Annotated in this window: 18 protein-coding genes; 13 read left to right on the forward strand and 5 right to left on the reverse strand. The window is 55.5% G+C overall.

Annotated elements, in window-relative coordinates:
• Positions 1–2: 2 nt before the first annotated feature.
• The 3 genes from asrB to suhB all read right to left on the reverse strand — a co-directional run bounded on the left by asrB (position 3) and on the right by suhB (position 2,892).
• Positions 3–821, reverse strand: a complete 819-nt coding sequence (gene asrB, locus AC3G3F_RS13310) for an anaerobic sulfite reductase subunit AsrB (protein WP_053510763.1) — start codon at positions 819–821, stop codon at positions 3–5.
• A gap of 3 nt (positions 822–824) precedes the next feature.
• The gene (gene asrA / locus AC3G3F_RS13315) at positions 825–1,868 is read right to left on the reverse strand and encodes an anaerobic sulfite reductase subunit AsrA (RefSeq protein ID WP_023245993.1); all 1,044 of its coding nucleotides are present in this window, start codon (positions 1,866–1,868) and stop codon (positions 825–827) included.
• 220 nt (positions 1,869–2,088) lie between these two features.
• Complete coding sequence (gene suhB, locus AC3G3F_RS13320) at positions 2,089–2,892, reverse strand: inositol-1-monophosphatase (RefSeq protein WP_023245992.1); 804 nt, start codon at positions 2,890–2,892, stop codon at positions 2,089–2,091.
• A 118-nt stretch (positions 2,893–3,010) separates the two neighbouring features.
• On the opposite strand from suhB, the gene trmJ reads away from it, so the two are divergent.
• The 11 genes from trmJ (at position 3,011) to sseB (ending at position 12,041) form a co-directional block, all read left to right on the forward strand.
• Positions 3,011–3,742, forward strand: coding sequence for a tRNA (cytosine(32)/uridine(32)-2'-O)-methyltransferase TrmJ (gene trmJ, locus AC3G3F_RS13325; RefSeq protein ID WP_023245991.1), 732 nt, complete (start codon positions 3,011–3,013; stop codon positions 3,740–3,742).
• A 215-nt stretch (positions 3,743–3,957) separates the two neighbouring features.
• Positions 3,958–4,452: a Fe-S cluster assembly transcriptional regulator IscR gene (gene iscR, locus AC3G3F_RS13330; RefSeq protein ID WP_023179651.1), complete on the forward strand. Its 495-nt coding sequence runs from the start codon at positions 3,958–3,960 to the stop codon at positions 4,450–4,452.
• Positions 4,453–4,631: 179 nt separating this feature from the next.
• A complete protein-coding gene (iscS, locus tag AC3G3F_RS13335; protein ID WP_000775269.1) occupies positions 4,632–5,846 on the forward strand; it encodes a cysteine desulfurase in 1,215 nt (404 codons plus the stop codon).
• 27 nt (positions 5,847–5,873) lie between these two features.
• Positions 5,874–6,260, forward strand: coding sequence for a Fe-S cluster assembly scaffold IscU (gene iscU, locus AC3G3F_RS13340; RefSeq protein WP_000331704.1), 387 nt, complete (start codon positions 5,874–5,876; stop codon positions 6,258–6,260).
• A 28-nt stretch (positions 6,261–6,288) separates the two neighbouring features.
• Positions 6,289–6,612 carry an iron-sulfur cluster assembly protein IscA gene (gene iscA / locus AC3G3F_RS13345; protein ID WP_000028952.1) on the forward strand — a complete coding sequence of 108 codons (324 nt, stop codon included), beginning with the start codon at positions 6,289–6,291 and terminating at the stop codon, positions 6,610–6,612.
• A gap of 197 nt (positions 6,613–6,809) precedes the next feature.
• On the forward strand, positions 6,810–7,325 hold the full coding sequence (gene hscB, locus AC3G3F_RS13350; RefSeq protein ID WP_053510759.1) for a co-chaperone HscB: 516 nt from the start codon (positions 6,810–6,812) through the stop codon (positions 7,323–7,325).
• A 12-nt stretch (positions 7,326–7,337) separates the two neighbouring features.
• A complete protein-coding gene (hscA, locus tag AC3G3F_RS13355) occupies positions 7,338–9,188 on the forward strand; it encodes a Fe-S protein assembly chaperone HscA (RefSeq protein WP_023245989.1) in 1,851 nt (616 codons plus the stop codon).
• A gap of 1 nt (position 9,189) precedes the next feature.
• Positions 9,190–9,525, forward strand: coding sequence for an ISC system 2Fe-2S type ferredoxin (gene fdx / locus AC3G3F_RS13360; protein ID WP_001124466.1), 336 nt, complete (start codon positions 9,190–9,192; stop codon positions 9,523–9,525).
• An 11-nt stretch (positions 9,526–9,536) separates the two neighbouring features.
• A complete protein-coding gene (gene iscX / locus AC3G3F_RS13365; RefSeq protein ID WP_000523621.1) occupies positions 9,537–9,737 on the forward strand; it encodes a Fe-S cluster assembly protein IscX in 201 nt (66 codons plus the stop codon).
• Positions 9,738–9,873: 136 nt separating this feature from the next.
• Positions 9,874–11,157: an aminopeptidase PepB gene (gene pepB / locus AC3G3F_RS13370; protein WP_053530098.1), complete on the forward strand. Its 1,284-nt coding sequence runs from the start codon at positions 9,874–9,876 to the stop codon at positions 11,155–11,157.
• A gap of 107 nt (positions 11,158–11,264) precedes the next feature.
• Positions 11,265–12,041 carry an enhanced serine sensitivity protein SseB gene (gene sseB, locus AC3G3F_RS13375; protein ID WP_023245987.1) on the forward strand — a complete coding sequence of 259 codons (777 nt, stop codon included), beginning with the start codon at positions 11,265–11,267 and terminating at the stop codon, positions 12,039–12,041.
• A 36-nt stretch (positions 12,042–12,077) separates the two neighbouring features.
• Here sseB and timP read toward each other — a convergent pair whose 3' ends face one another.
• Positions 12,078–12,194, reverse strand: coding sequence for a small toxic inner membrane protein TimP (gene timP, locus AC3G3F_RS13380; protein ID WP_246849015.1), 117 nt, complete (start codon positions 12,192–12,194; stop codon positions 12,078–12,080).
• 415 nt (positions 12,195–12,609) lie between these two features.
• Positions 12,610–13,452, reverse strand: coding sequence for a 3-mercaptopyruvate sulfurtransferase (gene sseA / locus AC3G3F_RS13385; protein ID WP_053510749.1), 843 nt, complete (start codon positions 13,450–13,452; stop codon positions 12,610–12,612).
• A 208-nt stretch (positions 13,453–13,660) separates the two neighbouring features.
• On the opposite strand from sseA, the gene AC3G3F_RS13390 reads away from it, so the two are divergent.
• Positions 13,661–18,595: an alpha-2-macroglobulin family protein gene (locus tag AC3G3F_RS13390; RefSeq protein ID WP_488395150.1), complete on the forward strand. Its 4,935-nt coding sequence runs from the start codon at positions 13,661–13,663 to the stop codon at positions 18,593–18,595.
• The gene (gene pbpC / locus AC3G3F_RS13395; protein WP_488395151.1) at positions 18,596–20,911 is read left to right on the forward strand and encodes a peptidoglycan glycosyltransferase PbpC; all 2,316 of its coding nucleotides are present in this window, start codon (positions 18,596–18,598) and stop codon (positions 20,909–20,911) included.
• Positions 20,912–20,981: the final 70 nt, after the last annotated feature.

The raw sequence follows: 20,981 nt of genomic DNA on the forward strand, positions 1-20,981 counted from the left end.
CCTTAATCGGCAAAACGTTGCGCGACGGCGTAGTTAAATATCGGACCGTCGGTGCAAACATACACTTCGCCCATACGGCAGTGGCCGCACTTCCCGACGGAGCAGGCCATCCGGCGCTCGTAGTCCACCCAGATTTGCTCCGGCTTTAGCCCTTTTTGCAGCAGCATTTTTACAGTAAAGGTAATCATTATTGGCGGCCCAACGACGATGGCTTGCATGGTGTCGATATCGCTAAGCGCCATGCCGGCAAGCCGATCGGTCACCCGGCCAATCTGGTAACAGTCATCGGCCTCGCCTTCATCCAGCGTGAACACCAGGTTATGCTTGCCGCGCCACGCCGCCATCTCCTCTTTGTACAGCACGCAGTCGCGGTTTTTATAGCCGAGAATCATATCCAGTTGGCCAATTTCCTGCGGATTCTCAACGAAATAACGCATTAACCCTTTCACCGGCGCGACGCCCGTACCGCCTGCGACAACCAGTAAGGGTTTATGGCGCAGCGTATCGACCGGATAGCCATTGCCATAGCAGCCGCGTAGCCACACGTTATCGCCTTCTTTCAGCGTAAAGAGGGCGCTGGTCACTTTTCCGACATTACGAATCAGCAGATCTATCCAGCCGTCGCCGCAGTCGGAAACGGAGATGGGCGCTTCGCCGACGCGCGGCAGCGACACTTCAACAAATTGCCCCCAGTGCGCGGGAAAATCGACCGCCACGCGGAAATTCCACTCCAGCGGCGTGTGGCGAGTAATACTGAGGATGCGGTACGCCGCAGGCAGCAAACTGTGCTGCGGTTTATCATGGCAGGAACAATGTGACATGCGTTATGCCTCCTCTGCCAGCGCCTGCCGAACGGCGGCGGTCATTTTGTTGATAATAAAAGAAAATTTGATGTATTGTGGGCAGCGATCGTCGCAGCGGCCGCAGCCGACGCACATATGTTCAATGCCGTTGCGCGCTTTGTAGTCATTGACCTTATGCAGGGCGCGGTAGCGCAGACGCTCGCCGGGTTTTTCGCGAAAGCCATGACCACCGGCCATGTCGCTAAAGCCTGGCACCATGCAGCTTGCCCACTGGCGACGGCGTTCACCGCGCTGTGGATTTTCATCATAGGCGACGTCAAAGACGCTATAGCAGGTACAGGTTGGACACCCGGTGGTGCAGCGGCCGCAACTGATGCAGCGGCTGTCGTAGGCGTCCCATAGCGGATGGCGGGTGAGAATGTCGCGAATTTTTTGCGGATCGCGGCAAACGCTGTCCGGCGTGACGACGGTTTCCCGGTTTTCGCTGACGAAAGAGGGGGTATAGTTGGCCTCCTGCCCCAGCCCTTGAATCGCCGCCTCGATAAAGGGATCGCGGATGCTGACAAACGCACCCTCGTCGCTAAAACGCATTGCGGCGCTATAACGGTCGGTTTTATTGGTACCCATTGAGACGCAGAAACAATTTTCGAAACTTTCTTCACACTCAATTAGGACGAAACGAATATGCTCCCGTAACAGTTGATAACTGTAATCGGAATTATTCCCATTTGATAAATACATATAATCCAGCCGCGACATGGCGTTAATGTCGCAGGCGCGGGCAAAGATGACTATCGGGGAGGTGTCTGTCTCGGCAATTTGAATCGTGTCTTTATCGAAATAAAAGAGCGTTTCGGTGATAGGGGTGATAATGGTATTCGGCGACATGTGCGATTTCTCGTGCCAGATGAGATCGCGCCAACCGCTAATCTGTTGATAAATAATGTTGTCAGTGTCGGAAAAACGCCCACCGCGAAACTCTGCGGACGGGGCAAACACGCGCCATTTTTTGTTTAATCGCTGGATAAGCAGACTAAACTCGTCAGGCGTAATTTTGATAGCCATCGCATACTCCACAGTAATATTCAGGAAAAACAAATGAAAATAAATTGTTATAAAAATCAGATGAATATTACTGTTACGCTAGCGCTAATCAGCCACCTTCGCTAACGGGAAAAAATGGTTTTTACTATCGGTATAATAAATAGGAGGATGTTTTTAAGAATGATAATTGTGGAAGGGATTTATTTCTGGCGGGAAAAGACGCTCCCGCCAGAATGAACGATTACCGTTTCAGCGCATCACTCAGTTCGTCGCGCATATTCGCCAGCATAGCTTTAACGACGCGCGGATTCCCCGCCACGATATTACCGGTCATCATGTAGTTATGGCCGCCGGTGAAATCGCTGACGATACCGCCCGCTTCACGAACCAGCAGCTCGCCCGCGGCGAAATCCCACGGACGAAGGCCAATTTCAAAGAAACCATCGACACGACCTGCGGCAACATAGGCCAGATCCAGCGCGGCGGAACCGGTGCGGCGGAAATCGGCGCATTCGGTGAACAGCTTGCCGATAATATTAATGTAGGTGGTCGCGTATTGTTTGGCTTTGAACGGGAAGCCGGTCGCGAGGATGGTGCCGTCCAGATCGCGAGCGGTACTGCCGCGCAGACGGTAGCCGTTCAGTTGCGCGCCCTGACCGCGGGTGGCGGTGAACAATTCGTTACGCATCGGATCGTAAACCACGGCGACTTCAGTACGGCCTTTAATGCGTACTGCGATGGATACCGCAAAGTGCGGCAGGCGTTTGATAAAATTAGTGGTGCCATCCAGTGGATCGATAACCCATTGAACATCCTGATCTGTGCCAACGTGTTCACCGCTTTCTTCGGTGATAATTGTGTGTTGCGGGTAAGATTTGCGAATGGTGTCGATAATTATCGCTTCAGCGGCCTTATCTACGTTGGTCACAAAATCGTTACTGCCTTTTTGGCTCGCTTCTACAGCGTCCGGAGTTTCATAGTTTTTGGCAATTACATTACCCGCCTTGCGCGCTGCGCGCACGGCGATGGTCAGCATCGGATGCATCGGTCTCTCTCACTGGATGTTAAAGAACGGGAAAACGGCGCAGAGTATAGCAGTGAGATCGGAATCTGTCTTGGTTTTATGGTAAGATGGCGGAATAATCTTTAGCTGAAGAAAGACAATGCTGCAAAACATTCGAATTGTGCTGGTGGAAACCTCCCACACCGGCAATATGGGCTCTGTGGCTCGCGCTATGAAAACCATGGGCTTAACCAACCTGTGGCTGGTAAACCCGCTGGTAAAACCGGACTCCCAGGCCATCGCTTTGGCGGCAGGCGCCAGCGATGTGATCGGTAATGCGCAGATCGTCGATACGCTTGATGAAGCGCTGGCAGGTTGTAGTCTGGTGGTTGGAACCAGCGCTCGTTCCCGCACTCTGCCGTGGCCGATGCTTGATCCGCGCGAGTGTGGCTTAAAAAGCATTGCAGAAGCGGAAAACACGCCGGTTGCCTTAGTTTTCGGTCGTGAGCGTGTCGGGCTGACTAACGATGAGTTGCAAAAATGCCATTATCACGTTGCCATTGCCGCTAACCCGGAGTACAGCTCGTTGAATCTGGCGATGGCGGTACAGGTCATCGCGTATGAAGTCCGTATGGCCTGGCTGGCAACGCAGGAAGACGGCGACGCGGTAGAGCATGAGGAGACGCCGTATCCGCTGGTGGACGATCTTGAACGCTTCTACGGCCATCTGGAGCAAACGTTGCTCTCCACCGGCTTTATTCGCGAAAACCATCCGGGGCAGGTGATGAATAAGCTGCGCCGTTTGTTTACCCGCGCGCGCCCGGAAAGCCAGGAGTTGAATATTCTGCGTGGAATGCTGGCGTCGATTGAGCAGCAGAATAAAGGAAAGTAGGCAATTTGATGCCTGATGGCGCTAATCGTAGGCCGGATAAGCGAAGCGTCATTCGGCAAATCGAAAACAGCACTGAACGTCAAATACCTGACTAAAACAGTCAAGTAAATAGTTGACCAAATTACTCGGGAATGTCAGACTTATCCCTGCTATGCAATACCCCCATTTTACAATAAAAAACCCCGGGCAGGGGCGAGTTTGAGGTTAAGTAAGACATGAGACTGACATCTAAAGGGCGTTATGCCGTGACCGCAATGTTAGACGTTGCGCTCAACTCCGAAGCGGGCCCGGTACCGTTGGCTGATATTTCTGAACGTCAGGGTATTTCCCTTTCTTATCTGGAACAGCTATTTTCCCGCTTACGTAAAAACGGTCTGGTTTCCAGCGTACGCGGGCCAGGCGGCGGTTATCTGCTGGGGAAAGATGCCGGCAGTATCGCGGTCGGTGAAGTGATCAGCGCGGTTGATGAGTCCGTTGATGCAACCCGTTGCCAGGGGAAAGGCGGCTGTCAGGGCGGCGATAAATGCCTGACCCACGCGCTGTGGCGTGATTTAAGCGATCGCCTGACCGGTTTTCTCAACAATATTACGTTAGGCGAGCTGGTGAATAACCAGGAAGTTTTGGATGTGTCTGGTCGTCAGCACACGCATGACGCGCCGCGCGCCAATGGTCGTGCGCAGGACGCCATCGACGTTAAATTACGTGCTTAATTAAAATATTACGCCATCTCTTCTGGCGGCCTCAAGCGGTTAATGCCGCAGTCGCCTGAAGGACGAAGCGTAAAAAGAATTCAGAATCAGGCCGGGACGTGGACGTCCCGTCAACACGGTCGTACATCCAGCCGGTTGCCTGATTCCTTGCATTGAGTGATGTACGGAGTTTAAGAGCAATGAAATTACCGATTTATCTCGACTACTCCGCAACCACGCCGGTGGACCCGCGTGTTGCCGAGAAAATGATGCAGTTTCTGACCCTGGACGGAACCTTTGGGAACCCGGCGTCTCGTTCACACCGTTTTGGCTGGCAGGCAGAAGAAGCGGTCGATATCGCCCGTAACCAGATTGCTGAGCTAGTGGGTGCCGACCCGCGTGAAATCGTTTTTACGTCCGGCGCGACGGAGTCCGACAACCTGGCGATCAAAGGCGCAGCCAACTTTTATCAGAAAAAAGGCAAGCACATCATCACCAGCAAGACCGAGCACAAAGCGGTGCTGGACACCTGCCGTCAGCTAGAGCGCGAAGGGTTTGAAGTGACCTACCTCGCGCCGCAGAGCAACGGGATTATCGATCTTAAAGCACTCGAAGCAGCGATGCGTGACGACACCATTCTGGTTTCAATCATGCACGTGAACAACGAAATCGGCGTGGTGCAGGATATCGCGACCATCGGCGAAATGTGCCGCGCGCGCGGTATTATCTACCATGTTGACGCTACCCAGAGCGTGGGCAAACTGCCTATCGACCTGAGCCAACTGAAAGTGGACCTGATGTCCTTCTCCGGTCATAAAATTTATGGTCCGAAAGGCATTGGCGCGCTGTATGTGCGTCGTAAGCCGCGTATTCGTATTGAAGCGCAGATGCATGGCGGCGGTCACGAACGCGGTATGCGCTCTGGAACGCTGCCCGTCCACCAGATCGTCGGCATGGGCGAAGCTTACCGTATCGCGAAAGAAGAGATGGAGACCGAAATGGCCCGTCTGCGCGGTCTGCGTAACCGTCTGTGGAACGGCATCAAAGATATTGAAGAAGTTTACCTGAACGGCGACCTTGAACAGGGCGCGCCAAACATTCTCAACGTGAGCTTTAACTACGTTGAAGGCGAGTCGCTGATCATGGCACTGAAAGACCTGGCGGTCTCTTCCGGTTCCGCCTGCACCTCCGCCAGTCTGGAACCGTCCTACGTGCTGCGCGCGTTGGGCATGAATGACGAGCTGGCGCATAGCTCTATCCGTTTCTCTTTAGGTCGTTTTACCACTGAAGAAGAGATCGACTACACCATTGATCTGGTCCGTAAATCCATTGGCCGTCTGCGTGACCTTTCTCCACTGTGGGAAATGTACAAGCAGGGCGTGGATCTAAATAGCATCGAATGGGCTCATCATTAATCGGTATCGGAATCAGGAGAATTTATAATGGCTTACAGCGAAAAAGTAATCGATCACTATGAGAACCCGCGTAACGTAGGGTCGTTTGACAACAACGACGATAACGTGGGAAGCGGCATGGTTGGCGCTCCGGCCTGCGGCGACGTTATGAAGTTGCAGATTAAAGTTAACGATGAAGGTATTATTGAAGACGCGCGCTTCAAGACTTACGGCTGCGGTTCCGCTATCGCCTCCAGTTCTCTGGTAACGGAGTGGGTGAAAGGGAAATCCCTGGACGAAGCGCAGGCGATTAAAAACACCGATATTGCAGACGAACTGGAGCTGCCGCCGGTGAAAATCCACTGCTCTATTCTGGCGGAAGACGCGATTAAAGCCGCTATTGCAGATTACAAAAGCAAACGCGAAGCGAAATAAAATAGAACGTTAACATTGAGGTTTTGTTATGTCGATTACACTTAGCGACAGTGCAGCAGCGCGAGTTAATACCTTCCTGGCCAACCGTGGTAAAGGGTTTGGCCTGCGTCTGGGCGTGAGAACCTCCGGCTGTTCAGGTATGGCTTATGTACTGGAATTTGTTGACGAACCGACGGCGGAAGACACCGTATTTGAAGACAAAGGCGTTAAGGTAGTGGTTGATGGCAAGAGCCTGCAATTTCTGGACGGTACACAGTTGGACTTTGTAAAAGAAGGCCTGAACGAAGGGTTTAAATTCTCCAACCCAAATGTGAAAGATGAGTGTGGTTGCGGCGAAAGCTTCCACGTGTAACTGTGTTCCGCTGTTATACCGAGTCATTCGTGTTGCAGAAAGGCGACAAGCGAGTGAATCCCCAGGTGCTTACTTGAATTAGTGACTGGGGTGAACCCGCGCAGACAATGCATCTGCGGCGCGAAGTAAGAAGGTATAACCCCACCGTAGTCGCCTGCGGGTGGGGTTTGTTCTGACAGGCTATCCCTGAGAATGTTATGGATTACTTCACCCTCTTTGGCTTACCAGCCCGTTATCAGATTGACACCCAGGCGCTGAGCCTTCGTTTTCAGGATCTGCAACGCCAGTATCACCCTGACAAATTTGCCAACGGCACCCAGGCGCAGCAGCTTGCCGCCGTCCAGCAATCCGCCACGATCAACCAGGCCTGGCAAACGCTGCGTCATCCGCTGACGCGCGCGGAGTATCTGCTTTCCTTACATGGGTTCGATCTGGCCAGCGAGCAGCACACCGTACGCGACACCGCGTTTCTGATGGAGCAACTGACGCTTCGTGAAGAGCTGGACGACATCGAACAGACAAAAGACGACGCGCGGCTGGAAAGCTTTATTGAGCGTGTACAAAAGATGTTTGATGCTCGCCTCCAGCAAATGGTGGAACAGCTGGATAACGCGGCATGGGATGTGGCGGCGGATACGGTGCGCAAACTGCGGTTTCTCGATAAACTGCGAAGCAGCGCAGAACAACTCGAAGAAAAGCTGCTCGATTTTTAACTGGAATCTAACATGGCCTTATTACAAATTAGTGAGCCTGGTCTGAGCGCCGCGCCGCATCAGCGCCGTCTGGCGGCGGGTATCGACTTAGGCACTACCAACTCTCTGGTGGCGACGGTTCGCAGCGGCCAGGCGGAAACTCTGCCTGACCACGAAGGGCGCCACCTGTTGCCTTCAGTGGTTCACTATCAGCCGCAGGGCCACACGGTCGGTTACGCTGCGCGTGACAATGCCGCGCAGGATACGGCCAACACTATCAGCTCTGTGAAACGTATGATGGGACGCTCGCTGGCGGATATCCAGGCGCGCTATCCGCATCTGCCTTACCGGTTTAAGGCTAGCGTTAATGGGCTGCCGATGATTGAAACAGCGGCAGGGTTGCTAAACCCGGTACGCGTATCTGCTGATATTCTCAAAGCGCTGGCCGCGCGGGCTAGCGAATCGCTTTCCGGCGAGCTGGATGGCGTGGTGATTACCGTTCCCGCCTATTTCGATGATGCCCAGCGTCAGGGGACGAAAGACGCCGCGCGGCTGGCGGGCCTGCATGTGCTGCGCTTACTCAACGAACCGACGGCGGCGGCGATCGCCTACGGTCTGGACTCGGGCAAAGAAGGCGTTATCGCTGTTTACGATCTCGGCGGCGGCACCTTTGATATCTCTATTTTACGTCTGAGCCGCGGGGTGTTTGAAGTGCTGGCGACGGGCGGTGATTCTGCGCTCGGCGGCGACGACTTTGACCATCTGCTGGCGGACTATATTCGCGAGCAGGCGGGGATTGCCGATCGTAGTGACAATCGCGTTCAGCGCGAACTGCTGGATGCCGCTATTGCAGCGAAAATCGCCTTAAGTGATGCCGATGCCGTTCGCGTTAACGTTGCGGGCTGGCAGGGGGAGATCACTCGCGAGCAGTTTAACGATCTCATTTCTGCGCTGGTTAAGCGCACGCTATTGGCCTGCCGTCGCGCATTGAAAGATGCCGGTGTTGACTCCCGGCAGGTTCTGGAAGTGGTCATGGTCGGCGGTTCGACCCGTGTACCGCTGGTGCGTGAGCGGGTGGGCGAATTTTTTGGCCGCACGCCGTTAACCACTATCGACCCGGATAAAGTAGTCGCTATCGGCGCAGCGATTCAGGCTGATATTTTGGTCGGCAACAAGCCGGACAGCGAAATGCTACTGCTGGACGTGATTCCACTCTCTCTTGGACTGGAAACGATGGGGGGCCTGGTGGAAAAAGTTATTCCGCGCAACACCACCATCCCGGTGGCGCGCGCGCAGGATTTCACCACCTTCAAAGACGGTCAGACCGCGATGTCTATCCATGTGATGCAGGGCGAACGCGAACTGGTGCAGGACTGCCGTTCGCTGGCGCGCTTTGCGCTGCGCGGTATTCCGCCGTTGCCGGCTGGCGGGGCGCATATTCGCGTGACTTTCCAGGTAGATGCCGATGGCCTGTTGAGCGTTACCGCAATGGAAAAATCCACCGGCGTCGAGGCCTCCATTCAGGTCAAACCTTCCTACGGCCTGACCGATAGCGAAATTGCTTCAATGATCAAAGACTCCATGAGTTTTGCCGAGCAGGACGTGAAAGCGCGTATGCTGGCGGAGCAAAAAGTCGAAGCCGCGCGCGTGCTGGAAAGCTTGACCGGCGCGCTGACTGCCGACGCCGCGCTGTTAAGCGCCGCAGAACGTCAATGCATTGATGATGCCGCCGCACATTTGAGCGCGGTCGCACAAGGCGATGATGTTGACGCCATAGAACAAGCCATTAAAAACGTAGATAAACAAACCCAGGAATTTGCCGCTCGCCGTATGGACCAGTCGGTTCGTCGCGCGCTGAAAGGCCATTCCGTAGACGAGGTTTAACATGCCGAAGATTGTTATTCTGCCTCATCAGGATCTTTGTCCGGATGGCGCAGTTCTGGAAGCTGAGACCGGTGAAACCATTCTTGACGTTGCGCTGCGCAACGGCATCGAGATTGAACACGCCTGTGAGAAATCGTGCGCCTGCACCACCTGTCACTGTATTGTACGTGAAGGCTTCGACTCCTTGCCGGAAAGCTCGGAAGAAGAAGACGATATGCTGGATAAAGCGTGGGGGCTGGAGCCGGAAAGCCGACTGAGCTGCCAGGCCCGCGTTACCGACGACGATCTGGTTATCGAAATTCCACGTTACACAATCAACCATGCGCGTGAGCATTAACAGAGGGTAGTATGGGACTCAAGTGGACCGATAGCCGCGAGATCGGCGAAGCGTTATACGACGCATATCCTGATGTCGATCCTAAAACCGTTCGTTTCACCGATCTGCATCAGTGGATCTGCGAACTGGACGATTTTGACGACGACCCTAACGCATCCAATGAAAAAATTCTGGAGGCGATTCTGCTAGTCTGGTTGGATGAAGCAGAGTAATTTTTGCGTCATGATCCGCGCCGCAGGTGCGTTGGCTGCGTTCGCTCACTTGCCGCCTTCCTGCAATGCGAATCATTTAGCAAAAGATCTAACGGGCTGCCATACGGCGGCCCGTTTGCTAATAAGGAAAATAACAATGACAGAAGCCATGAAAATTACGCTTTCCACGCAGCCTGCCGATGCGCGTTGGGGCGACAAAGCCACTTACAGTATTAATAACGACGGTATTACCTTGCACCTTAACGGTAAAGACGATCTGGGGTTGATCCAGCGTGCGGCGCGTAAAATCGATGGCCTGGGAATAAAACAGGTCGCGCTGACAGGCGAAGGATGGGATATCGAGCGTTGTTGGGCATACTGGGCGGGTTACAAAGGACCAAAAGGCGTCCGTACCGTGATGTGGCCGGATTTAGACGATGCCCAACGTCAGGAACTGGATAACCGCCTGACCATTATTGACTGGGTGCGCGACACCATTAATGCCCCGGCGGAAGAGCTTGGGCCGGAGCAACTGGCGCAGCGCGCGGTGGATCTGCTGTGCAGCGTCGCGTGCGATCGTGTCACTTACCGTATCACCAAAGGTGAAGATCTGCGCGAGCAGAACTATATGGGGCTGCATACCGTAGGTCGTGGTTCTGAGCGTTCGCCGGTACTGTTGGCGCTGGATTACAACCCGACGGGAGACAAAGACGCGCCAGTTTACGCCTGTCTGGTCGGTAAAGGCATTACCTTTGACTCCGGCGGCTACAGCATCAAACAAAGCGCCTTTATGGACTCAATGAAATCCGATATGGGCGGCGCGGCGACGGTAACGGGCGCGCTGGCGTTCGCCATTACTCGTGGGTTGAATAAACGCGTAAAATTGTTCCTGTGTTGCGCCGATAATCTGATCAGCGGCAATGCTTTTAAACTGGGCGATATTATTCGCTACCGTAATGGCAAGAATGTCGAAGTCATGAATACCGATGCGGAAGGGCGACTGGTGCTGGCAGATGGCCTGATTGATGCCAGTGCGCAACACCCGCAGTTGATCATTGATATGGCGACGTTAACCGGCGCGGCGAAAACGGCGCTGGGTAACGACTACCATGCGCTATTCAGTTTTGACGATACGCTGGCGGGGCGCTTGCTGACCAGCGCGGCGCAAGAAAATGAACCGTTCTGGCGTTTGCCGCTGGCGGAGTTCCACCGTAATCAACTGCCGTCTAACTTTGCGGAACTGAACAACACCGGCAGCGCGGCTTATCCCGCTGGGGCAAGCACCGCCGCGGGTTTTCTGTCGCACTTTGTTGAAAATTACCGCGAAGGCTGGCTGCACATTGACTGTTCCGCTACTTATCGCAAAGCGCCAGTTGAGCAGTGGGCTGCCGGGGCAACCGGTTTAGGCGTCCGCACCATTGCTAATCTGCTGACCGCCTGAATGGCGTTTTTTGTAGGCCGGGTAAGCGAAGCGCCACCCGGCATTTTGCCTGATGACACTGCGCTTATCAGGCCTACACGGTACACGTATATCAATTTGTGATTCCTATGTCCGAAACTAAAAATGAATTAGAAATCTTGCTGGAGAAAGCGGCGACTGAGCCCGCGCATCGTCCGGCATTTTTCCGTACCTTACTGGAGTCCACCGTCTGGGTGCCGGGCAGCGCTGCCGAAGGCGAGGCGATTGTGGAAGACAGCGCTCTGGATTTGCAGCACTGGGAAAAAGAAAACGGCACGACCGTCATTCCCTTCTTTACTTCTTTGGAGGCGCTGCAGCAGGCCGTGGCAGACGAACAGGCGTTTGTGGTGATGCCGGTGCGCACGCTGTTTGAAATGACGCTTGGCGAAACGTTATTCCTCAACGCTAAATTGCCGGTCGGTAAAGAGTTTATGCCGCGTGAAATCAGCCTGCTTCTCGGTGAGGAAGGTAGTCCGTTAAGTACCCAGGAAGTGCTGGAAGGCGGCGAGTCGCTTATTTTATCCGAAGTGGCCGAGCCGCCGTCGCAGATGATTGATTCCCTCAGCACGCTGTTTAAAACCATCAAACCGGTGAAACGCGCGTTTCTCTGCGCGATTAAAGAACATGCGGACGCCCAACCCAATCTACTGATTGGCATTGAGGCTGACGGCGATATTGAAGAGATCATTCACGCTGCGGGCAATGTGGCGACTGACACATTACCGGGTGACGAACCGATCGATATTTGTCAGGTGAGGAAGGGTGAGCAGGGGATCAGCCACTTTATCACCGAGCATATCGCGCCGTTCTACGAGCGCCGCTGGGGCGGGTTTCTGCGCGATTTTAAACAGAACCGCATCATCTGAAGAAAAGAAAGCCGCCCAACAGGGCGGCCTCCTGGCTTACCTGCTCTGGACGTTGAGCGTTACGGGAACAGAATTACCTGGATAACTTCTGTCTGCGTGAAGACACAACGTGCCAGAAACAAGAAGCACGACACAAAAGCATCGTATCTTCATGTTGCGGTCCTTGCGAAGACCGCATCACGGCAGCACCGCTGGCGATAATGCCGTGATAGCAAGCACTGTGGTGTGCCTGCGCTTACGGCCATGGAACATCCTCTCCTGAAGCCAGCGCCCGTTTGCGAGACGGCGGAGGTGGCCGGGAAAGATAATACCTCAAATGTTGAATAGTTTCTTAGTTAATTAACTTGACTTCGCTCTCCTTAAAAGAGAGTATTTACCTACTGTGGTGTGCCTGCGTTGCTATGGCAACAAAGCCTGCTGGGAAGGCCGCGAACTGGACCAGCACAAAAAAACCGCTCAATTGAGCGGTTTTTTTGTGGCCTGCTTAAACAGAATTTATGTGGATTCGTTTTAAATCAGCCTGAATTGTAGGCCGGATAAGCGTGAGCGCCATCCGGCATGGCAGATATTAAGCGGGTTCAACCGGTAAATCAGTACGCGCGCCCCATTCGCTCCACGCGCCGTCGTAAAGTGTGACGTCAGGCACATCCAGCGTGGCGAGCGCCAGCACCACGACCGCGGCCGTCACGCCGGAACCGCAGCTGGCGATAATCGGTCTGTCGAAACTAACGCCGTGGCTGAAAAAAACCTCATTCAGTTCGTCAGTGGTCTTTAATTCGCCCTCATACACCAGTTCCGTCCACGGGACGTTTAGCGCGCCGGGAATGTGTCCGCGCCTCAGCCCCGGACGCGGTTCATCAGCCTGAGCGTTAAAACGCGCCGCCGGGCGCGCGTCGACGATTTGCGCGGTTTTTTCATGACTTGCCAGCAATACGTCGGTTAGCCGCACCACAGCTTGTGGCGCGAGTTTCGCTTCAAACTCGCCTTCTTCATGCGCTTCATCACCTTCGCGCAATAGCCATTCGTCGCGCTGCCAGCCTGCCAGTCCGCCCGCCAGAATGGAAATTTTCTCGGCGCCGAACGTGCGTAGCATCCACCATGCCCGGGGAGCGGAGAACAAATTGCCTTCATCGTATATGACCAGGTGTTTATCCTGGCGAACGCCCAGTTCACGCATGGCCACCGCAAAAGCTTCCGGGCGCGGCATCATATGCGGCAGCGGCGATGCGCGATCGGAAAGCGCTTCAATATCAAAAAACAGAGCGCCGGGAATATGTCCGGCGCGATATTCGCCCGCCATATCACGATGTTCCTGTCCTGGGGGCGCCATACGGGCGTCAAGAATTTGTATTTCCGGATCATCAATATGTTCGGCAAGCCAGTCGGCGGCGACAAAAAAGGCGGTGGTCATGGGCATCTCCATTGTTACCTGATTATGGTCAAATTGTCGGACGTTTCCCGGAAAGGGACAAGTAGAAGAGGCTGTTTTGGCTGGCGAAACCACATTTCTGCGTAAAAATCTCGTTTCATTGTTGTAATACGGACTTACACAATAAAATTTCTCGCGCATAATATCTCATCAACCGTTGCTGACAGGCCATTAAGGCCAGGGATGAAAAATGAAACATTTACGCGTGGTAGCTTGCATTATCATGCTGGCGCTGGCGGGATGCGATAACAACGATAAAACCGCCCCGACGACAAAAAACGAGGCGTCAGCCGCGGCGCAACCCTCGCCCGCGAAAGACCCGGCACAGTTACAAAAGCTGGCGCAGCAAAGCCAGGGGAAAACGCTCACGCTATTAGATGCCTCCGAAGCGCAGCTCGACGGCGCGGCGACGCTGGTGCTGACGTTTTCAATTCCTTTAGATCCCGAACAAGATTTCTCCCGTGTGGTTCACGTGGTTGATAAAAAAAGCGGCAGCGTTGACGGCGCATGGGAGCTGGCGCCAAATTTAAAAGAGCTTAGGTTACGTCATCTGGAACCTGAGCGCGTACTGGTGGTCACGGTTGATCCCGCCGTTAAGGCGCTGAATAACGCCACCTTCGGCAAGCCTTATGAAAAAACGATTACCACGCGTGATGTCCAGCCAAGCGTTGGCTTTGCCAGTCGGGGATCGCTGTTGCCGGGAAAAATAGCGGAAGGACTGCCGGTCATGGCGCTTAACGTCAACCATGTCGATGTGAACTTTTTCCGCGTTAAGCCTGAATCGCTGGCGTCATTTGTCAGCCAGTGGGAGTACCGTAGTTCGCTCTCTAACTGGGAGTCCGACAATCTGCTGAAAATGGCGGATCTGGTTTATACCGGCCGTTTTGATCTTAATCCGGCGCGCAATACGCGTGAGAAACTGCTGTTGCCATTAAGCGATATTAAGCCGCTGCAACAGGCGGGCGTATATGTAGCAGTAATGAATCAGGCTGGACACTACAACTATAGTAATGCCGCCACGTTGTTTACCCTTAGCGATATCGGCGTGTCTGCGCACCGTTACCATAATCGGCTGGATGTCTTTACGCAAAGCCTGGAAAACGGCGCGGCGCAGTCGGGAATTGAGATCGTTCTTCTGAATGATAAAGGTCAGACGCTGGCGCAGGCGACGAGCGATGCGCAGGGACATGTGCAGTTGGAGGCTGATAAAGCGGCAGCGCTATTACTGGCGCGTAAAGAGGGGCAGACCACGCTGCTCGATCTCAAACTTCCGGCGCTGGATCTGTCGGAATTTAATGTTGCTGGCGCGCCCGGCTACAGCAAGCAGTTCTTTATGTTTGGCCCGCGCGATCTCTACCGACCGGGCGAAACGGTTATCCTTAACGGATTACTGCGCGATAGCGACGGTAAAATGCTGCCCGATCAACCCGTTAAGCTGGAAGTGGTAAAACCAGACGGACAGGTGATGCGTACCGTCGTCAGCCAGCCGGAAAACGGACTATATCGTTTGAATTATCCACTGGATAGCAGCGCGCCGACCGGCTTGTGGCATGTCCGCGCCAATACTGGCGATAACGTGCTGCGGACGTGGGATTTCCACGTTGAAGACTTTATGCCGGAGCGGATGGCGCTCAACCTGACGGCGCAAAAAACGCCGCTGGCGCCTGCGGATGAGGTGAAATTCTCCGTTGTCGGCTATTACCTGTATGGCGCTCCAGCTAGCGGCAATACCCTGCAAGGGCAGCTTTTCCTGCGTCCGCAGCGCGACGCCGTCGCGGCGTTGCCTGGCTTCCAGTTCGGCAATATTGCTGAAGAGAATCTTTCGCGCAGCCTGGACGAAGTTCAGGTTACGTTGGATAAAAGCGGACGCGGTGAAGTGAGCGCCGCAAGTCAATGGCAAGAAGCGCATTCGCCGTTGCAGGTGATTTTACAGGCCAGCTTGCTGGAATCTGGTGGTCGTCCGGTCACTCGTCGCGTAGAGCAGGCGATTTGGCCCGCCGATACGTTACCGGGGATTCGTCCACAGTTTGCCGCCAAAGCGGTATACGACTACCGTACGAATACCACCGTTAATCAACCGATTGTCGACGAAAATAGCAACGCCGCATTCGATATTGTTTACGCCAACGCGCAGGGTGAGAAAAAAGCCGTGTCCGGTTTGCAGGTGCGGCTCATCCGCGAGCGTCGCGACTATTACTGGAACTGGTCGGAAAGCGAAGGCTGGCAGTCGCAGTTTGATCAAAAAGATCTGCTGGAGGGCGAACAGACGCTGGATCTGAACGCGGATGAGACCGGAAAAGTAAGCTTTCCGGTGGAATGGGGCGCGTACCGTCTGGAGGTCAAAGCGCCGAATGAGACGGTCAGCAGCGTTCGTTTCTGGGCAGGCTATAGCTGGCAGGATAACAGCGACGGCAGCGGCGCGGCGCGTCCGGATCGCGTCACCCTCAAACTGGATAAAGCGAATTATCGTCCAGGCGATACCATGAAATTGCATATCGCCGCGCCGGTCGCCGGTAAAGGCTATGCGATGGTGGAGTCCAGCGACGGCCCGCTGTGGTGGCAGGCGATCGATGTGCCGGCGCAAGGGCTGGATCTCACGATTCCGGTGGATAAAACCTGGAATCGCCACGACCTCTATCTCAGTACGCTGGTGGTGCGTCCCGGCGATAAATCTCGCTCCGCGACGCCAAAACGTGCCGTGGGGTTACTACACCTACCGCTGGGGGATGAAAACCGTCGCCTTGATCTGGCGCTGGAAAGCCCGGCTAAAATGCGTCCAAATCAGCCGCTTACCGTCAGGGTGAAAGCCAGTGTTAAACACGGCGAAATGCCTAAACAGATTAACGTGCTAGTCTCCGCGGTCGATAGCGGCGTATTGAATATCACCGATTACGCGACGCCGGACCCCTGGCAGGCGTTCTTTGGTCAAAAACGCTACGGTGCGGATATCTACGATATTTACGGCCAGGTCATTGAAGGGCAGGGGCGGCTGGCAGCGCTGCGTTTTGGCGGCGATGGCGACGACCTTAAGCGTGGCGGAAAACCGCCGGTAAACCATGTCAATATCATCGCGCAGCAGGCGCAGCCGATCACGCTCAATGAGCAGGGCGAAGGCGTCGTAACGCTGCCGATTGGCGACTTTAACGGCGAACTGCGGGTTATGGCGCAGGCATGGACAGCAGGAGATTTTGGTCGCGGCGAAAGCAAAGTCGTTGTCGCCGCGCCAGTGATTGCCGAGCTGAATATGCCGCGTTTTCTGGCGGGGGGCGATGTTTCGCGACTGGTGCTGGACGTCACCAACCTGACCGACCGTCCGCAGACGCTTAATATTTCTCTCGCCGCCAATGGGCTACTGGAACTGCTTAGCCAGCAGCCGCAACCGGTCAACCTGGCGCCGGGCGTGCGCACCACCTTATTCGTTCCGGTACGCGCGCTGGACGGTTTTGGCGAAGGCGAAATCCAGGCGACCATTAGCGGTCTGAATCTGCCGGGAGAAACCCTCGGCGCGCAGCATAAACAGTGGAAAATAAGCGTGCGTCCGGCCTGGCCTGCCCAAACGGTAAATAGCGGTATTGCGCTGGCACCGGGAGAGAGTTGGCACGTGCCAGCGCAGCATCTGGCAAACGTTTCGCCAGCCACGTTACAGGGACAACTGCTGCTAAGCGGAAAACCGCCGCTCAATCTGGCGCGCTACATTCGCGAGCTGAAAGCGTATCCGTACGGGTGTCTGGAACAAACCGCCAGCGGGTTATTCCCGGCGCTGTATACCAATGCCGCTCAATTGCAGACGCTCGGTATTGTCGGCGATAGCGATGAAAAACGTCGCGCAGCAGTGGATATCGGCATCTCCCGGGTACTGCAGATGCAGCGTGATAACGGCGGTTTTGCGCTATGGGATAAAAATGGGGCGGAAGAGTACTGGCTAACGGCTTACGCGATGGATTTCCTCGTTCGCGCGGGCGAGCAGGGGTACAGCGTCCCGCCGGAAGCGATTAATCAGGGCAATGAGCGACTGCTGCGCTATCTGCAAGATCCTGGCATGATGCTGATTCGTTATAGCGATAATACACAGGCCAGTACTTTTGCCGCTCAGGCCTACGCCGCGCTGGTGCTGGCGCGCCAGCAGAAAGCGCCGCTCGGGGCGCTGCGCGAAATCTGGGAGCGCCGTAGTCAGGCGGCTTCAGGGCTGCCGCTGATGCAATTGGGCATCGCGTTAAAAACGATGGGCGATGCCAGACGCGGCGAAGAGGCCGTTACGCTGGCTCTGAATACGCCGCGTCAGGACGAACGTCAATGGATAGCGGATTACGGCAGTTCTCTGCGCGATAACGCTCTGATGTTGTCGCTACTGGAAGAGAACAACCTCAAACCGGACGCGCAAAACGCGCTATTAAGCTCGCTTTCTGAGCAGGCCTTCGGTCAGCGCTGGCTCTCTACCCAGGAGAACAATGCCTTGTTCCTCGCCGCGCATTCGCGACAGGCCAGCGCGGGCGCCTGGCAGGTGCAGACATCGCTTGAGGCGCAGCCACTGTCGGGCGACAAGGCGCTGACCCGTAATCTGGATGCTGACCAACTGTCCGCCCTTGAGGTGACGAACGCCGGCAGCCAGCCGCTATGGCTGCGTCTGGATAGCAGCGGTTATCCCTCATCTGCGCCTGAGCCTGCCAGCAACGTTTTGCAGATTGAACGACAAATACTGGGGACTGATGGTCAGCGCAAATCGCTTTCCACGTTGCGTAGTGGCGAACTGGTGCTGGTTTGGTTAACGGTGGTGGCCGATCGCAATGTGCCGGATGCGCTGGTGGTAGACCTGCTTCCGGCCGGGCTGGAGCTGGAAAACCAGAATCTGGCTGACAGCAGCGCCAGCCTGCCGGAGAGCGGTAGCGAGGTGCAAAATCTGCTTAATCAGATGCAACAGGCGGATATTCAGCATATGGAGTTCCGCGACGATCGGTTCGTGGCTGCCGTCGCCGTTAACGAAGGTCAACCCGTGACGCTGGTCTACCTGGCGCGCGCGGTAACGCCGGGGACGTACCAGCTTCCACAACCGCAGGTGGAATCGATGTATGTTCCTCAGTGGCGGGCGACCGGCGCGAGCGAGGGGCTGCTGATTGTGACGCCTTAAATGAGCGGTTGGCGTGGTAAACGTGGCCGCTGGCTGTGGCTGGCGGTCGCGCCCTTTTTCATTCTCCTGGCGTTATGGGCGGCGGATAACCTCTGGCCGTTGCCCCTCAATGAAGTCCATCCTGCGCGGGTTGTGGTAGCCCATGACGGTACGCCGCTGTGGCGTTTTGCCGACGCCGGGGGGATCTGGCGTTATCCGGTAACCATTGAAGAGGTCTCCCCCCGTTACCTGGAGGCCTTAATCAATTACGAAGATCGCTGGTTCTGGCAGCACCCTGGCGTTAACCCTTTCTCCGTCGCGCGCGCGGCATGGCAGGATCTTACCGCCGGACGCGTTATTTCCGGTGGTAGTACGCTGACCATGCAGGTGGCGAGACTGCTGGACCCGCATCCGCGCACGTTCGGCGGTAAAATCCGCCAGCTTTGGCGCGCTCTCCAGCTTGAATGGCATCTTTCCAAGCGCGACATCCTGACGCTGTATCTGAACCGCGCGCCGTTCGGCGGTACGCTACAGGGTATTGGCGCCGCAAGCTGGGCCTACTTTGGCAAGTCGCCCGCGCGTCTGAGCTACGCTGACGCGGCGCTGCTGGCCGTGTTGCCGCAGGCGCCGAGCCGGTTACGCCCCGACCGCTGGCCAGCGAGAGCCGAAGTGGCGCGGAATAAAGTGCTGGATCGGATGGCGGCGCAGGGCGTCTGGCCTGCCGAAACGGTACGCGAGTCGCGTGAAGAGCCGGTCTGGCTGGCGCCGCGTCAAATGCCGCAACTGGCACCGCTTTTTGCCCGAATGATGTTGAGCAAAAGCCAGAACGACAAAATTGTGACCACGCTGGACGCCGGGTTGCAGCGGCAACTGGAAGATCTGGCGCGGGTATGGAAAGGGCGGCTGCCTGCACGCAGTTCGCTGGCGATGATCGTCGTCGATCATACCGATATGAGCGTGCGCGGCTGGGTAGGGTCGGTAGACCTGAATGACGACAGCCGTTTTGGCCATGTCGACATGGTAACGGCGATCCGATCGCCGGGATCGGTACTCAAACCCTTTGTGTATGGTCTGGCGCTGGATGACGCTTTGATCCATCCCGCGTCATTATTACAGGACGTTCCGCGCCGCACCGGAGATTACCGTCCGGGAAACTTCGACAGCGGATTTCACGGGCCGGTCAGCATGAGTGACGCGCTGGTACGTTCGCTGAATTTGCCTGCTGTTCAGGTGCTTGAAGCCTATGGGCCGAAACGATTTGCGGCAAAACTGCGTAACGTCGGCCTGCCGCTATATTTGCCTGCCGGCGCGGCGCCGAATCTTTCGCTGATTCTGGGCGGCGCGGGCGCGCGTCTTGACGAGATGGCGGCGGCGTACAGCGCGTTCGCCCGCCATGGGAAAGCGGCGAAACTACGGTTACAGCCGGACGATCCGTTGTGGGAAAGACCATTAATGTCGCCGGGAGCGGCGTGGATCATTCGACGGATTATGGCGGATGAAGCACAACCCTTGCCGGATAACGCGCTGCCGCGCATTGTGCCGTTGGCGTGGAAAACCGGCACCAGCTACGGTTATCGCGATGCGTGGGCTATTGGCGTTAACGCGCGCTATATCATCGGCATCTGGACAGGCAGACCCGACGGCACGCCTGTGGTGGGACAATTTGGTTTTGCCAGCGCGGTGCCATTGCTTAACCAGGTCAATAATCTGTTACTGGCGCATGCAGGACGCCTGCCGGAAGATCCGCGTCCGCAGACGGTAAGCCGCGGCGTCATTTGCTGGCCGGGCGGACAGTCTCTGCCTCCCGGAGACAGCAACTGTCGCCGCCGACTGGCGACCTGGCTGCTTGACGATAGCCAGCCGCCCACACTGCTGTTACCGGAACAGGAAGGCATAAACGGTATTCGTTTCCCGGTCTGGCTGGATGATACGGGACGGCGTGTCGCTGCCGACTGCCCGCAGGCGCGTGAGCACACTTTTATTGTCTGGCCGCGTCCACTGGAGCCGTGGCTGCCGTCGACGGAAAGACGTAGCGCCCGCTTGCCCGCGGCATCCGCCCTCTGCCCGCCGCTACAGGGCAGTAATGCTGCGCCGTTAATGCTGTCAGGGATAAGGGAAGGCGCAGTGATTAGGCAATTGCCCGGTCAGGAAAATGTCACGCTGCCCGTCTCGACTACCGGTGGTAAAGGGCATCGCTGGTGGTTTTTAAACGGCGAACCTGTTAATAGCGCAAACAATCGCCTTTCTTTATTATTAAATATCGCTGGACGTTATCAACTTGTCGTAATAGATGAGTCAGGTCAGGTTGCGGCGGTTAATTTTGAATTAATGCGTTAACAATTATTCTGAATACATTATGAATTTCTTTTATTTTAAGGTTAATGATAATTAATAATTAATAATTAAT

It is taken from the genome of Salmonella sp. FC25216 (genome assembly GCF_057751355.1).